Genomic DNA, 14,017 nt, shown 5'->3' with positions numbered 1-14,017 from the left:
AGTCTAGACCGCGAGTGTTTCGGCGCTTCGTAGATCATGTGGCGGCCGGTTCAGACCTCCGGTGACGCCTCCTGACCGCGCGAGTGCGGGCGGGCCGCGAGCACCGCCACGTCGTCCTCGGCGTGGCCGGCGTCCAGCCGGTCGACGATCGTCTCCAGGACGTCGTCGACCCCCTTGCCGGCGGGGAAGCGGAGGGCGGCCAGCCGGGCGAGGGAGTGGTCGATGTCCTCGCCGCGGCGCTCCACCAGCCCGTCGGTGAACAGCACCAGGATCTCGCCCGGGGCCAGTACGTGCGTGGCCGACTCGTACCCGCCGAGTCCGGTGCCGAGCGGTGGTCCGACGGGGACGGGCAGTTGCGTCGCGCCGCCGTCCCGGGTGATCAGCACGGGCGGCAGATGACCGGCGCTGGCCAGCGTCATCTGGCCGCGTCCCGGATCGACGCGGGCGAGCAGGCAGGTGGCGGGCCTGCGGTCCGCCTCCCCGGAGGCGATGTCGTCCATCTGCCGCAGCACGCGGTGCGGGGGCAGGTCGGAGGCGGCGATGTAGCGCAGGGAGGAGCGGTAGGCGCTCATGTCGACGGCGGCCTCCAGGCCGTGCCCCATCACATCGCCGACCACCAGCAGGGTGCGGCCGAAGTGCAGCCGTACAGTCTCGCACCAGTCGCCGCCGACCAGCGCGCTGCCGCCGACGGGCAGGTAGCGGATGGCGACGTCCAGGTTCGGATGCGGCCGGCCGGGACTGGCCAGCAGGGCGCGCTGCAGGTCGCCCGCGGTGCGGCTGACGTCCTCGTAGGCGCGGGCGTGCCGGATGTGGGAGGCGCCGCGCTCGGCGAGCAGGGCCAGCTGCTCGGCCTCGGGCTCGCTCGGCGGCCCCGCGTCCCGCGCCCACACCAGTACGCCGTAGGTCTCGTCGCCGCTGGTCAGGGGCGTACAGAGGGCGCCGCCCGGTGGGGCGCCGGCCGATCGTTCCAGCCATGCGGCGCGGTGCGCGTCCATGGCCTGCGGGCCCGTCGTCCGCAGCGCGGCCGCGACCCGGCGGGCGTCGGGCAGCAGCCGGGCGTCGCCGGCCACGGCCTCGTAGCCGGAGGGGGCGTCGCCGGTGCGGCGCAGCACGGCGGCGGCTCCGCCGGCCAGCACCACGACGGCCCGCGCCAGCTCGGTGCAGGTGGTGGCCTCGTCCAGGGTCGTGCCCAGCCCGGCGAGGGCGTCCCGCAGCGCGCCGATCGGCACTGCGGGCTCCGTTGCCGCCGGGGTGCCGCCGTCCTCACGACGGCCGGCACCGACGGGCACGGGCCTGCGGCGGGACTGGATCCAGCGCGCCACACCCAACACCCTCACAGAATCTCAAACCGGAGCGGGCGGGGCACCAGCCGCGGCCGGTGCCACCTGTCCCGGTCAGCCCTCGGCCGGCTCCAGCCGCAGGGAGATCGAGTTGATGCAGTACCGCTGGTCGGTGGGGGTGGGGTACCCCTCGCCCGCGAAGACGTGCCCGAGGTGCGAGCCGCACCGGGAGCACCGCACCTCGGTGCGGACCATGCCGTGGGACCGGTCCTCGATCAGCTCCACCGCGTCGGTGTCCTTCGGGTCGAAGAAGGACGGCCAGCCGCAGTGCGACTCGAACTTGGTGTCCGAGGTGAACAGCTCGGCGCCGCAGGCGCGGCAGGAGTAGACACCCTGGGTCTTGGTGTCCGTGTACTCACCGGTGAACGCCGGCTCGGTGCCGGCCTGGCGCAGCACGGCGTACTCCGCCGGAGTCAGCTCCGCGCGCCACTCCTCGTCCGGCTTCTCGACGTCGTACGACATGAGCCTCAGCTCCTTCACTGCGACAGGCGGTCCAGGATCTTCGGGCCCAGGTCGGTCACGTCGCCCGCGCCCATGGTGAGAACGAGATCACCGGGCTTCGCCATTCCCGCGACCACCGCGGGGATCTCCGCCTTGTCGTGCACGGCCGTCACGTCGGCGCCCGCGGCGCGCGCGGCCTCGATGATGAGTTCGCTGGTCACCCCGGGGACCGGGTCCTCACGGGCCGGGTAGATGTCGAGCACGACGGAGGCGTCGGCGAGCGTCAGCGACTGGCCCATCTCCTTGCCCAGCTCCTGGGTGCGGGAGAAGAGGTGCGGCTGGAAGACGACGAGGATGCGGGCGTCACCGGCGGCGGCGCGCATGGCCTCCAGGTCGGCGGTCATCTCGGTCGGGTGGTGGGCGTAGGAGTCGATCACCTGGACGCCCGCCGCCTCGCCCTTGAGCTGCAGGCGCCGCTTGACCCCGGTGTACGCGGCGAGCGCGGGCGCGAGCTCCGCGGCCGGGACGCCGAGCGCGGCACCGGCGGCGAGCGCGGCGACGGCGTTGAGGGCGTAGTGGCGGCCGGGCACGGAGACGGTGAAGGTGAGCTCGCGCCCGTCCAGGAGGACGGTCACCTCGCTCTTGAGGCCCTGCGGCACCACGGACAGGACCCGGACGTCGGCGTCCTGCGCCTCGCCGTACGTCACCACCCGCACCGCACGGCCGGCGACCCGCCGGGTGAGCTCGCGCGCGCCCTCCTGGTCGGCGGAGACGACCAGGGTGCCGCCCTCGGTGACGCGGTCGACGAACGTCTCGAAGGAGGCGTAGATCTCGTCCATCGAGGCGTAGTTGGCGTGGTGGTCCAGCTCGACGTTGAGGACGATGGCGACGTCGGGCGCGTACTTGTGGAAGCTGCGGTCCGATTCGTCGGCCTCGGCGACGAAGATGTCGCCCTCGCCGTGCAGCGCGTTGGAACCGGGCGCGTCCAGGTCGCCGCCGATGGCGTACGACGGCTTTTTGCCCAGCGCGGTGAGGGAGACCGCCAGCATGGAGGTGGTGGTGGTCTTGCCGTGGGTGCCGGCCACCGCGATCGGGCGCAGCCCCTCCATCAGCGCGGCCAGCGCGTCGGAGCGGTGCACCACCGGGATGCCCAACTCGGCGGCGCGGGCCAGCTCCGGGTTGTCCTCGCGGATGGCGGAGGACACCACGACACAGCTCGCGTCGTCGGCGAGGTGCGCGGCGGCGTGCCCGATGTGCACGGTGGCGCCGAGCGCGCGCAGCGCCTCGGCGGTCGCCGAGTCCTTGGCGTCGCTGCCGGCGACCTTCGCCCCGCGCTGGGCGAGGATCTTGGCGATCCCCGACATCCCGGCGCCGCCGATGCCGATGAAGTGCGGTCGGTCCATGGCGGTAGGAAGGCCGGGTGCCATGCGTTTCTCCCCAGAGACGGTACGTACGAGAGCGGGCCTAGCCTATGCGCTCGGGCACCGCTCGCCCCGCAAGGGCCCGGGGGCGGACCGCGGTGCGGCTACGCCTTGCTGTGCGAGAACAGCTTGAGCACCGGTACGCCCACCTTGTGCCGGGCCCGGGAGGCCCAGTCACGGTGGAAGAACTCCTCCACGTAGTGCGGGTCGGTCAGCACGATCACCTCGTCCGCCCCCACCTCGCCGACCAGCGACTTCAGCGCGTCCAGCGGGTGGTCCTCGACGAGCCGCCCCTCGGCCCTGCTGCCCGCGGAGCGCAGCGCCTGCAAGGACACGTCGAGGGCCTGCTGCCCCACGCTCCGGGCCTCCTCGCCCTCCGGTGTCCCGCCCTCGCGCACGGCGTCGTCGAGTTCACCGAGCGCGATGTCGTCGATGGCCCGCAGCAGGCGGTCCGCCTGGTCGCCGCGCGGCTGGAGCAGCACGTGGAACGCGACCTGCTCGTCTCCGTGCAAGGTGGTGACGAACTCCACGTCGGCGGACGTCAGGGCCTTCTCGATCATCAGAACGCTTGTGAACACCCAACGCCTCTTCTCCTCCGTGGGCCCGGGACCGGGCCCCTGCGGAAACCATCCTTCCCCGTGATCGCACGGGTACTGCCGGACTAAGTCTGCCCTCCGGAAGTCGACCGGAACGGTAGATTCCACCTATTTCAGGACCGACGGCCCATTTCAGGAGCGACGGTAACGACCGAAGAGGAATCCGTCCTCCTCCAGGAGGGAGACGAGACCGAACCGGCGCGGGATGGCGACCGACGGACCCCCCGCGATGCGCTGCGCGTCCCCGGCGGTCAGCGTCGGCGAGACCGTGAGGCACAGCTCGTCCAGCACCTCCGCGGCGATCAGCTGGCCGAGCAGCCGGGGGCCGCCCTCGGTGAGCAGCCGGGTGTGGCCGAGCTCGGCGAGGGCGCGCACCGCGCGGGCGGGCTCGACGCCCATGCCCTCGCCGGCCACCACCACCCGGGCGCCCGCCTTCTCGGCCGCGGCGACCCGTTCGGGGCCGCGGCGGCTCCGGTCAGGACGAGGGTGGGGACCAGCGGCGAGGTGAACAGCGGCAGGGAGAAGTCCAGCTCCAGGCTCGCGGTGACGACCGCGATGGCCGGGGCCGGGCCCTGCCCCGCGGCCGTGCGCGCGCCGGCGAACTCGGCCCGCGCCCGGGCGGGGCGGTACCCCTCCTGCCGTACCGTTTCGGCGCCGACCACGACGACGTCGGCGAGCGCGCGCAGCGTGCCGAAGATCCGCATGTCGGCGGCGCTGGAGATGGGCTGCGAGTGCCCCTCGTGCTGGGCGGCGCCGTCGAGCGAGGAGACCATGTTGGCCCGCAGCCACGGCCGCGGGGCGCCGGGCTCCGGCACGGGGTAGGCGTAGGCGGCGGCCAGCTCCGCGAGGGTCCACTCGCGGTTCACGTGGGCGTCGGCCCCGGCGGCCCGCCCGGCCCGCCGGCGGCACCGGTCCCGGCGGCCCCGCTTCCCCCTTCCTCGGCCCCGCCGAAGTCCTGGGCTGCTGTTTCGTCGGTCACAGGGAACAGGCGTCGCATGTCGTGCAGTGTGACACGGCGCTTAGCATGGGTAACCGTGTCGTCCTCCACCTCCGCCCCCGGATCCAGCCCCGTGACCGACGCGGGCCCCCTCTCCCTGTGCGCCCGCGAGCCGCATGTGCCGGCGGACCGGCTGGTCGCCGAGATGGTGCCGCCGCCCCGGTTCGACTCGGTGCGCTTCTCCACCTACATCCCGGACCCGAACCAGCCGAGCCAGACCGAGGCCGTAGGGGTCCTGGAGGGCTTCGCCGCCGGGCTCGGCGGGGCGCACGCCTCCGGCGCCGGCAGGCGCGGCCTCTTCGGGCTCGGCCGGTCCAGGGCGCCGAAGACCCCGGCCGGACCGCGCGGGGTGTACCTGGACGGCGGCTACGGCGTCGGCAAGACCCATCTGCTCGCCTCGCTGTGGCACGCCACTCCCGCCGAGCCCGCGCTCAAGGCGTTCGGCACCTTCGTGGAGCTGACCAACCTGGTCGGCGCGCTCGGCTTCCAGCAGACCGTGGCGACGCTCAGCGGCCACCGCCTGCTGTGCATCGACGAGTTCGAGCTGGACGACCCGGGTGACACGGTCCTGGTGTCCACGCTGCTCGGCAAGCTGGTCGACGCCGGCGTGGCGCTCGCCGCCACCTCCAACACCCTGCCGGGCAAGCTGGGCGAGGGCCGGTTCGCCGCCGCCGACTTCCTGCGCGAGATCCAGGGCCTGTCGGCCCACTTCCGCGCCCTGCGCATCGACGGCGAGGACTACCGCCACCGCGGTCTGCCCGAGGCGCCGGCGCCGTTCGGCGACGAGGCCGTGACCAAGGCGGCGTACGCCACCGAGGGCGCCTCGCTGGACGACTTCCCGCACCTGCTGGACCACCTGGCCAAGGTGCACCCGAGCCGGTACGGCGCGCTGACCGACGGACTGCGGGCGGTGTGCCTCACCGGTGTACGGCCGGTGCCGGACCAGTCGACGGCGCTGCGGCTGGTGGTCCTCGCGGACCGGCTCTACGACCGCGAGGTCCCGGTCCTCGCCTCCGGGATGCCGTTCGACAAGCTGTTCAGCGAGGAGATGCTGAACGGCGGCTACCGCAAGAAGTACTTCCGCGCGATATCCCGGCTCACGGCGCTGGCCCGCGACGCGAAGGGACTCGCCGGCTCCTAGGCGCCCCTAGTCGATCAAGCCTGCACGGGTCAAGGGCGGCTTCACGCCACCCGACCCGCACTTTTCACGCTCTCTTGCGCGTGTGACGCGCAGTTGACCCTGCAAAGGACTTTGCAGGGCTAACGTGGTTCTTGACCAATCATTGACCAGTGCTTGGTGTGAACAAGAGATGCGGATGTGGCGAAGGGGGGCGCATGTTCCGAGGTCCGACGGCCCGGGCCCTGTTCGCCCTCCTCGCCGTGGCACTGTTCGCGCTTCAGCTCCTCACTCCCACGGGAACCTTCGCACCCGCGCACACGGCCGGTCAGCCACTGGCCATGACCGAGCCCGGAAACGCCTCCCCCGCCCTGCCGGTGCGCGACGGAGCGGACACGTTCCGCGATCCGGACCGCCCGGGTGGACCCGTGGGCCTTCCGCACGTCCGTGACCGGCAGCGCGGCTCGGCCTCCGGCTGGGCCCAGGAGCACCCGCTGATACCCGGCCGGGCGGCCGGGGCGGACCCGTCGGACACCTCCGGCGCCCCGCGGCACGCCCTGCCCGGCACCTCCAGAGCGCACACCCCGGCAGCGCTCCAGGTCTTCCGCTGCTGAGGGGCGTTCCGCTCTCCCCCCACAACCGTCGTGCAAGCCCGACGCGCCGGTGCGGCGCGCCAGGAGGAACCCACACGTATGCAGCCCCTCATCGACAACGCCCGTACCTTCGGACAGCGCCCTGAGGAGTTCGCCAAGCTCGCCGAAGGCCAGTCCCCTCAGGTCCTCTTCATCACCTGCTCCGACTCCCGGGTCGTCCCGGCCCTGATCACGGGCGCCCGCCCGGGCGAGCTGTTCGAGCTGCGCACCGCGGGCAACATCGTCCCGCCCCACGCCTCGCGGCACCCCACGAGCGAGGCCGCCACCATCGAGTACGCCGTCGAGGTGCTCGGCGTCCGCGACATCGTCGTCTGCGGTCACTCGCACTGCGGCGCGGTCGGCGCGCTGGTGCGCGGCGACGACCTCACCGCCGTACCCGCCGTGCGCGACTGGCTCGCGCACGCCACCCCGCGCCCGGCCGGCGCGGCCGAGGACCCGGAGGTCGCCGAGGGCGTCCAGAGCCACGTCCTGACCCAGCTGCTGCGGCTGCGCTCGTACCCCTGCGTCCAGCGGAGGCTGGCCCTGGGCGCGCTCGGCCTGCACGCCTGGTACTACGAGGTGCACACCGGCGCCGTACGGACGCACCGCCCGCAGACCGACACCTTCGAGTCCCTGTGAGCGCGCCGATGACCAGTGACCGCAGCCCCACCTCCCGTTTCCCTCACCTCCGGCACGACTTCGCCGCGTCCCTCGTGGTCTTCCTGGTCGCGCTGCCGCTCTGCGTCGGAGTGGCCGTGGCCTCCGGTGTCCCGGCCGAACTGGGCCTCGTCACCGGCATCGTGGGCGGCATCGTCACCGGGCTGATGCGCGGCAGCAGCCTCCAGGTGTCGGGGCCGGCGGCCGGGATGACCGTGCTCGTCTTCGAGGCGGTCAAGGAGTTCGGCCTGCCCGTGCTCGGCGTGATCGTGCTGGCCGCCGGCCTGCTCCAGGTGGCCATGGGCGCCCTGGGGCTCGGCCGCTGGTTCCGCGCCATCTCGGTCTCCGTCGTGGAGGGCATGCTGGCCGGAATCGGTCTGGTGCTCATCGCCGGACAGCTGTTCCCGGCGCTGGCGGCGAAGGCGCCCGACTCCGGTCTGGGCAAGATCGCCGGGCTGCCCCGCGCGTTCCTGGACGCCCTCGGCGACGGAAAGGCACTCGCCTCCCTCGCGGTGTGCGCGGGCACGGTCGCGGTGCTCGTGCTCTGGAAGCTCGTCCCGGCGCGGGTGCGCGCGCTGCCCGGTCCGCTGGCCGCGGTCGGTCTCGCCACCCTGGCCGCGTACCTGCTGAGCCTGCCGGTGGCCACGGTCGAGGTGAAGGGGCTGCTGGGCTCGGTCCAGCCGCCGCCGGTGAGCGCCTTCGGCGAACTGGCCGGTGTCGGCGTCCTCGGCACGATCGTCGCCTTCACCCTGATCGCGTCCGCCGAGTCGCTGTTCAGCGCGGCGGCCGTGGACCGGCTGCACTCCGGTCCGCGCACCCGGTACGACCGGGAACTCATCGCCCAGGGCACCGGCAACACGGTGTGCGGGCTGCTGGGCGCGCTGCCGATGACCGCGGTGATCGTGCGCAGCGCGGCCAACGTCCAGGCGGGCGCCCGTACGAAGGCCTCCCGGGTGCTGCACGGCGTGTGGCTGCTGCTGTTCGCCGCGCTGCTGCCCGGCGTGCTCGCGTACATCCCGATCCCGGCCCTCGCCGGCATTCTGATCCACTCCGGCGCCAAGCTGGTGCCGGTGCGGGCGCTGGCCGCGCTGTGGCGGGAGAACCGGGGCGAGGCGCTGATCCTGGCCGTCACCGCCGTGTCCATCGTGGCGGTCAGCATGTTCGAGGGCGTGCTGATCGGCCTGGCGCTGGCCGTGGTCAAGACGGCGTGGGAGGCCTCGCACATCCGCCTGGAGGTCGTGGACAAGGGAGCGGGGCCGGTCGAGGCCCGCCTCTCGGGCAACGCCACCTTCCTCAGGCTGCCCAGGATCCTGGACAGCCTGGAGTCCCTGCCCGAGGACCGCCCGGTCCGCCTCGACCTCTCCGGCCTCCACCACCTCGACCACGCCTGCCGCACCGCCCTGGAGAACTGGGCCGAGCGGCACAGCGCGGCGGGGACCGAGCCGGTGCAGGTCACGATCCCGGCGGCGCGCGGACACGAGCCGGCGAAGGCGAGAACGGCCTGACAACGACCCGTCCGCGCGCCTGTCGCGCGGCTCGCCTCCGGGCGGCCGCGCGGCACGGCCGGTGGCGGGCACCCGGTGTCTGCCGCCGGCCCGGGGCCCATGGCCTCCGGCCCGGCCCCGGGCATATCGTTGCAGGAGCGGACAGAACGGGCCTCTGAACGAGGAGGTCATCATGCTCCAGGAAGTGCTGGGCGCCATCGCCGCCGCGGGCGCCGTCGGCGCCGTCTATCTCGCGATGGCCGCACGGGTGGTCAAGCAGTACGAACGCGGCGTCCTGTTCCGGCTCGGCCGGGTCGCGGGTGACGTACGGGACCCGGGCCTGACGCTGGTCATCCCCTTCGTCGACCGGCTGCACAAGATCAACATGCAGATCGTGACGCTGCCGATCCCCGCCCAGGAGGGCATCACCCGGGACAACGTCACCGTCCGCGTGGACGCGGTCGTCTACTTCCGGGTGATGGACCCGACGAGCGCGCTGGTGAAGGTCGAGGACTACAAGTTCGCCGTGTCGCAGATGGCCCAGACCTCACTGCGGTCGATCATCGGCAAGAGCGACCTCGACGACCTGCTCTCCAACCGGGAGAAGCTCAACCAGGGCCTGGAACTGATGATCGACAGCCCGGCCGTGGGCTGGGGCATCCAGGTGGACCGGGTGGAGATCAAGGACGTCTCCCTGCCGGACACGATGAAGCGGTCCATGGCCCGCCAGGCCGAGGCCGACCGGGAGCGCCGGGCCCGGATCATCAACGCCGACGCCGAGCTCCAGGCCTCCAAGAAACTCGCGGAGGCCGCCCAGCAGATGTCCGGCACGCCGACGGCGCTCCAGTTGCGGCTGCTCCAGACGGTGATGGCGGTGGCGGCCGAGAAGAACTCCACGCTGGTCCTGCCCATCCCGGTGGAACTGCTGCACTTCCTGGAACGGGGCGGGCAGCAGGGCGCTCCGGAGACCGGCGGGGGGCGGCGCGAGGCACCGAGGGAGGCGCCGCGGGAGGTTGCCGCCCTCCCGGACAGCCTGCCGGAGGGGCTCGCGGAGGAGCCCGCCCCCAACGGCGGCGGAGGGGCACGCCCGCCGGGACAGGGGCCGCGGGAACGGCTGCCGAAGCAGACGTGAGCGCCGCCCGCTGGGGGTACCCGGCGGGCATGCACGAGCAGCGCAGGGTCACCGACTCGTACTGGCTGACGACCGCCCCCGGGCCGTCCCGTCCCCCGTTGACCGAGGACGTCGACGTCGACGTGGCGGTCGTCGGCGCGGGCGTGGCCGGCATCAGCACCGCCCACGAACTGACCCGTGCCGGCCTGCGGGTGGCGGTCCTGGAGGCCGGCCGGGTCGCCGGCGGGGTCACCGGCTTCACCACCGCCAAGCTGACCGCGCAGCACACGCTCGTCTACGACCGGCTGCGCCGCACGCGCGGGCCCGAGGGGGCGCGGCTGTACGCCCGTTCGCAGTCCGAGGCGATCGAGCACGCGGCGATGCTGGTGGCCGAGCTGGACATCGACTGCGAGTGGGAGGTGCGGGACGCCTACACCTACGTGCGGGACCGGGAGCGCGCCGAGGAGGTGCGGGCCGAGGCGGAGGCCGCGCGGGAGGCGGGGCTGCCGGCCACTTTCGTGACCAGGACCGGGCTGCCGTTCCCGGTGGCGGGCGCGGTCCGGGTCGCCGAGCAGGCCCAGTTCCACCCGGTCAAGTACCTGCGGGCGCTCACCGCCGACCTCGTCGCGCGCGGCGGGCGGGTGTACGAGGAGACGCGGGTCGTCGGACTGCAGGAGGGCGGGGAGCCCTGCCGGCTGACGACGGAGGCGGGTCACACGGTGACCGCCCGGGACGTCGTGATCGCCACCCACTATCCGGTGTTCGACCGGGCTCTGCTGTTCGCCCGGCTGTCGCCCCGCCGGGAACTCGTCGTCGCGGGGCCGCTGGGCGACGGCCCGGACCCGGCGGGCATGTACATCACCCCCGAGGAGAACACCCGCTCGGTGCGCACCGCGCCGTACGGCGCGGACGGGCGGCGGCTGCTCGTCGTCACGGGCGAGCACTTCACCCCGGGCACCGGCGATCCGCGCGCGGGCTTCGACCGGCTCGCCGGCTGGGCCGAGGTGCACTTCCCCGGCGTGAAGCTCGACCATGCCTGGGCCACCCAGGACAACGAGTCGACCGACACCGTCCCGCTGGTCGGCCCCTTCCACCCGGGCGCCCGGCACACCTACGTGGCCACGGGCTTCGGCGGCTGGGGCCTGAGCGGCGGCATCATGGCCGGTCTGCTGCTGACCACGCTGATCACCGGCGGCGACAGCGCCTGGCGCGAGCTGTACGACCCGCGCCGGCTGAAGTCCGTGGTGCGCGAGGCACCGGCGCTGCTGAAGACGCAGGCGGAGGTGGCCCGGCACTTCGTCGGCGACCGGCTGAAGCCGGCGGCGTCCGTGGACGACCTGGCACCCGGGGACGGCGCGCTGGTCCGGGCCGGCGGCGAGCGGCTCGCCGTGCACGGCGACGACGAGGGCCACCTGCACGCCGTGTCGGCCCGCTGCACCCATCTGGGCTGTCTGGTCTCCTTCAACCGGGCCGAGCGCGCCTGGGAGTGCCCCTGTCACGGCTCCCGCTTCGGCGTGGACGGCTCGGTGCTCCAGGGACCGGCGGTCAAGCCGCTGGAGCAGCACGATCTCGGCTGACCGGTGGCCGACGGCCCGCCGCGCGGGTGACCGTACCGCCGCGCCACGGGACATATCACCATACAAACGGGCATTCAGTCCTACGTTCGTCCGGTGATCCCACTTGCACGCCGTCTCACCGCCGTCTGCGCCCTGGGCGCGGCCCTCACCGCCTGCGGCACCGCGGGCCCCACGGGTACCGCGCACCCGGCCAAGTCGTCCGCGTCCTCCTCCCCGTCCCCGGCCCGCCCGCCGGTGCTCGCCCCGGGTCCGGGCGGTCTGACCCCGGTCTTCGAGCACGGTCCGCGCACCCGGGGCAAGACCGTCGCGCTGACCTTCGACGCCGACATGACCGCCGACGAGGGCCGCCGCGCGGCCTCCGGCGAGCACTTCGACAACCCGGGCCTCATCGCCGCCCTGCGTTCGCTGAAAGTGCCGGCGACCGTCTTCATGACGGGCCGCTGGGCCGACCAGTACCCGGCCGAGGCGCGCAGCCTGGGCCACGAGGCACAGTTCGAGGTCGCCAACCACTCCTACAGCCACTACGCGTTCACCGAGGACTGCTACGGCCTGCCGACCGTCGGCGCGGACCGGATGCGGTCGGACGTCGAACGGGCGTACACCTCCCTGCGCAAGGCGGGCGTGCCGAGGCCGATGCCGTATTTCCGCTTCCCGGGCGGCTGCTACGACCAGCAGGCCCTGCGCGCGCTGAGCGGGCTCGGGGTGACGGCCGTGCAGTGGGACGTGGTGAGCGGTGACGCGTTCGCCACGGACGCCGACGCGGTGGTCCGCCAGGTCCTGGACGGGGTGAAGCCCGGCTCGGTGGTCGTCATGCACTGCACCCGCAGCGCCGCCCCGACGACCGAGCGGGTCGTCCGGTCCGTGGTGCCGGAACTGCGCAAGCGCGGCTACCGCTTCGTCAAGGTCTCCGAGCTGATCGGCGAGAGCGGCGGTAACCGCTGAGCGTCCTACGCTGGGAGCATGAGCGACGAGGACTACTGCACGATCGTCGACGCCACGAAGCCGCCGAGGGCCGACGGGCCGCCGTACGCGGAGTGCGTGCTGTGCCAGGAGCCGACGGAGTACCCGGAGTCGTACCGGGGCATCACGCTCTGCCCGGTGTGCGAGTGGCAGGAGGCGCAGCGCACCGCCTGCTCGGGGTGACCGGCGGGCGGCGCGGCCCCCGGGCCGCGGCCGCGGCCGGTCAGCGGGGCATACCCCGGCCCAGCTCCGCCGCCCGGGCCCGCAGCTCCGCCGCCCACGTCCCGCTCTCGGCCGGTCCGGACATCCCCGTACGGGCCGAGGCCTGGACGTCCCGCAGCGGGCCGTCCGGGACGGCTTCGAGCCCTGCCCAGTCCACCGGGACGCCTGCGCGCCCGGCGAGGACCAGCACGGTGGCGACGAACCCCTCGGACAGGGCCAGCAGGACGGAGTGTCCGGTGCGGCGGTGCCGGGCGAGGAGGGAGTTCGTGAAGACGCCGAAGGCGACGGGGTCGACCTGGCACTCGTCGTTCTCCATGCGCCCGAGGCCCGACGGCAGCCCCAGCTCCGCCTCGAAGACGGCCACCTGGCGCAGGAAGAGCCGCGCGGCCCCGTCGGAGGGGTTCCACAGCGTCTCGTCACCGATGTCGAAGTACCGACTCATTCCCGCTCCCCCGCCCGTCGGTCCGTCGCGGACCGCCCCTCGATCCGTCGTGGATCAAAAGTTGATCAAGGGAGCAGAGTAGTCGGCCGGTCCGGTGCGGGGCGCCGGAATTCCGTCGCCGGGGAACGCGCGTTGATCGGCGGGCCGGCGGCTTCGTAGGGTGGGCTGTCGTGAGCCACGTTCCCCCCTCCGGTGACAGTCCCTTCCAGGCCGACCGCACTCCCCGCGACGAGGCACCGCAGTTCGTTCTGCCGCTCGTCGTGCGGATCGAACGCGACGCGCCGCCCGCCCGCACCGACGCGCTGGAGACGGCCGCCCGTGCCGTGCTCCTGCTGCTCGGCGACGCACGGGCGCACGGCGACGGCGAGTGGGCCGAGGCCGTCCGGAACTGGGAGGACGCCCGGATCCGCAAGGTCGTGCGGCGGGCCCGCGGTGCCGAGTGGCGGCGCGCCGAGGCGCTGCCGGGGATCACGGTGACCGGCAAGTCCGCGGAGGTCCGCGTCTTCCCGCCGGTCCCGCTGGACGGCTGGCCCAAGGACCTGGCCAGACTCCAGGTGTCGGGCACGGAGCTGGACGACCCGGAACCGCCCGCCGCCGCGGACCCGGGCGAGCCCGTGCTGTGGCTCAACCCGGAGCTCAGCATGTCGGCCGGCAAGGCGATGGCCCAGGCCGGGCACGGCGCCCAGCTGGCCTGGTGGGCGCTGTCCGACGCCGAGCGCGCGGGCTGGCGGGAGGCCGGCTTCCCGCTCTCCGTCCGCACCGCCCAACCCGCCGACTGGGCCCGGCTGACCGGCGGCGGGCTGCCCCTGGTCCGGGACGCCGGTTTCACGGAGATCGCACCGGGCTCCTGCACGGTCGTCGCCGACCACCCGGCGCTTCACCGCTGAGGCGAGCCGGCCGGGACCCCGCGCCGGAACCTCAAATGTTGCTCTGAACACGCCATCGGCGGGGTTCGGGGCCGCCCGCCGGGGCCATACCCCCGTCACTCGGCGCACGAGGTTCGCGCGAGGATGAGGGGGA

General features: G+C 73.7%; 14 protein-coding genes and 1 pseudogene. 9 read left to right on the top strand and 6 right to left on the bottom strand.

Annotation, left to right across the window (positions count from 1 at the left end; translation table 11 throughout):
* Window positions 1-50: 50 nt before the first annotated feature.
* The 5 genes and pseudogenes from N8I86_RS29010 to N8I86_RS28990 all read right to left on the bottom strand — a co-directional run bounded on the left by N8I86_RS29010 (window position 51) and on the right by N8I86_RS28990 (window position 4,795).
* Window positions 51-1,331 (bottom strand): PP2C family protein-serine/threonine phosphatase, encoded by a 1,281-nt coding sequence (locus tag N8I86_RS29010; RefSeq protein ID WP_073897397.1) that lies wholly within the window; start codon window positions 1,329-1,331, stop codon window positions 51-53.
* A gap of 63 nt (window positions 1,332-1,394) precedes the next feature.
* A complete protein-coding gene (gene msrB, locus N8I86_RS29005; RefSeq protein ID WP_073897399.1) occupies window positions 1,395-1,802 on the bottom strand; it encodes a peptide-methionine (R)-S-oxide reductase MsrB in 408 nt (135 codons plus the stop codon).
* 14 nt (window positions 1,803-1,816) lie between these two features.
* Window positions 1,817-3,208: a UDP-N-acetylmuramate--L-alanine ligase gene (gene murC, locus N8I86_RS29000; RefSeq protein WP_263279054.1), complete on the bottom strand. Its 1,392-nt coding sequence runs from the start codon at window positions 3,206-3,208 to the stop codon at window positions 1,817-1,819.
* Window positions 3,209-3,306: 98 nt separating this feature from the next.
* On the bottom strand, window positions 3,307-3,780 hold the full coding sequence (locus tag N8I86_RS28995; RefSeq protein WP_107423773.1) for an indole-3-glycerol phosphate synthase: 474 nt from the start codon (window positions 3,778-3,780) through the stop codon (window positions 3,307-3,309).
* A 150-nt stretch (window positions 3,781-3,930) separates the two neighbouring features.
* Window positions 3,931-4,795, bottom strand: a pseudogene (locus N8I86_RS28990) (pyrimidine reductase family protein).
* A gap of 37 nt (window positions 4,796-4,832) precedes the next feature.
* On the opposite strand from N8I86_RS28990, the gene zapE reads away from it, so the two are divergent.
* From zapE to N8I86_RS28950, 8 genes are all read left to right on the top strand, one after another.
* Window positions 4,833-5,936, top strand: a complete 1,104-nt coding sequence (gene zapE, locus N8I86_RS28985) for a cell division protein ZapE (protein ID WP_073897407.1) — start codon at window positions 4,833-4,835, stop codon at window positions 5,934-5,936.
* Window positions 5,937-6,130: 194 nt separating this feature from the next.
* Window positions 6,131-6,526, top strand: coding sequence for a hypothetical protein (locus N8I86_RS28980; protein WP_263279053.1), 396 nt, complete (start codon window positions 6,131-6,133; stop codon window positions 6,524-6,526).
* Between the two features lie 78 nt (window positions 6,527-6,604).
* Entirely contained in the window at window positions 6,605-7,183 is a 579-nt protein-coding gene (locus N8I86_RS28975) for a carbonic anhydrase (RefSeq protein WP_073897411.1), read from the top strand.
* Window positions 7,184-7,191: 8 nt separating this feature from the next.
* Window positions 7,192-8,706, top strand: a complete 1,515-nt coding sequence (locus N8I86_RS28970) for a SulP family inorganic anion transporter (protein WP_073897413.1) — start codon at window positions 7,192-7,194, stop codon at window positions 8,704-8,706.
* A gap of 172 nt (window positions 8,707-8,878) precedes the next feature.
* A complete protein-coding gene (locus N8I86_RS28965) occupies window positions 8,879-9,817 on the top strand; it encodes a slipin family protein (protein ID WP_079192623.1) in 939 nt (312 codons plus the stop codon).
* Window positions 9,818-9,846: 29 nt separating this feature from the next.
* Window positions 9,847-11,373, top strand: a complete 1,527-nt coding sequence (locus N8I86_RS28960) for an FAD-dependent oxidoreductase (protein WP_263280166.1) — start codon at window positions 9,847-9,849, stop codon at window positions 11,371-11,373.
* A gap of 93 nt (window positions 11,374-11,466) precedes the next feature.
* Entirely contained in the window at window positions 11,467-12,315 is an 849-nt protein-coding gene (locus tag N8I86_RS28955; protein WP_263279052.1) for a polysaccharide deacetylase family protein, read from the top strand.
* Between the two features lie 18 nt (window positions 12,316-12,333).
* Complete coding sequence (locus N8I86_RS28950; RefSeq protein ID WP_263279051.1) at window positions 12,334-12,516, top strand: hypothetical protein; 183 nt, start codon at window positions 12,334-12,336, stop codon at window positions 12,514-12,516.
* A 40-nt stretch (window positions 12,517-12,556) separates the two neighbouring features.
* Here N8I86_RS28950 and N8I86_RS28945 read toward each other — a convergent pair whose 3' ends face one another.
* On the bottom strand, window positions 12,557-12,997 hold the full coding sequence (locus N8I86_RS28945; RefSeq protein ID WP_263279050.1) for a DUF6086 family protein: 441 nt from the start codon (window positions 12,995-12,997) through the stop codon (window positions 12,557-12,559).
* Between the two features lie 170 nt (window positions 12,998-13,167).
* Between N8I86_RS28945 and N8I86_RS28940 the strand changes: the two genes are divergently transcribed.
* Window positions 13,168-13,884, top strand: a complete 717-nt coding sequence (locus tag N8I86_RS28940) for a peptidyl-tRNA hydrolase (RefSeq protein WP_263279049.1) — start codon at window positions 13,168-13,170, stop codon at window positions 13,882-13,884.
* Window positions 13,885-14,017: the final 133 nt, after the last annotated feature.

The sequence above is a fragment of the Streptomyces albidicamelliae genome (assembly GCF_025642175.1).
Lineage (GTDB): Bacteria > Actinomycetota > Actinomycetes > Streptomycetales > Streptomycetaceae > Streptomyces > Streptomyces albidocamelliae.
Note: the sequence above shows the minus strand (reverse complement) of the source record. Positions and strands in the feature narration are given on the sequence as shown.

Bases quoted from the DNA above. Each gene is read 5' to 3' on its own strand.
- msrB (WP_073897399.1), bottom strand. From the start codon at position 1,802: ATGTCGTACGACGTCGAGAAGCCGGACGAGGAGTGGCGCGCGGAGCTG.
- murC (WP_263279054.1), bottom strand. From the start codon at position 3,208: ATGGCACCCGGCCTTCCTACCGCCATGGACCGACCGCACTTCATCGGC.
- N8I86_RS28980 (WP_263279053.1), top strand. From the start codon at position 6,131: ATGTTCCGAGGTCCGACGGCCCGGGCCCTGTTCGCCCTCCTCGCCGTG.
- N8I86_RS28975 (WP_073897411.1), top strand. From the start codon at position 6,605: ATGCAGCCCCTCATCGACAACGCCCGTACCTTCGGACAGCGCCCTGAG.
- N8I86_RS28970 (WP_073897413.1), top strand. From the start codon at position 7,192: ATGACCAGTGACCGCAGCCCCACCTCCCGTTTCCCTCACCTCCGGCAC.
- N8I86_RS28965 (WP_079192623.1), top strand. From the start codon at position 8,879: ATGCTCCAGGAAGTGCTGGGCGCCATCGCCGCCGCGGGCGCCGTCGGC.
- N8I86_RS28960 (WP_263280166.1), top strand. From the start codon at position 9,847: ATGCACGAGCAGCGCAGGGTCACCGACTCGTACTGGCTGACGACCGCC.
- N8I86_RS28950 (WP_263279051.1), top strand. From the start codon at position 12,334: ATGAGCGACGAGGACTACTGCACGATCGTCGACGCCACGAAGCCGCCG.
- N8I86_RS28945 (WP_263279050.1), bottom strand. From the start codon at position 12,997: ATGAGTCGGTACTTCGACATCGGTGACGAGACGCTGTGGAACCCCTCC.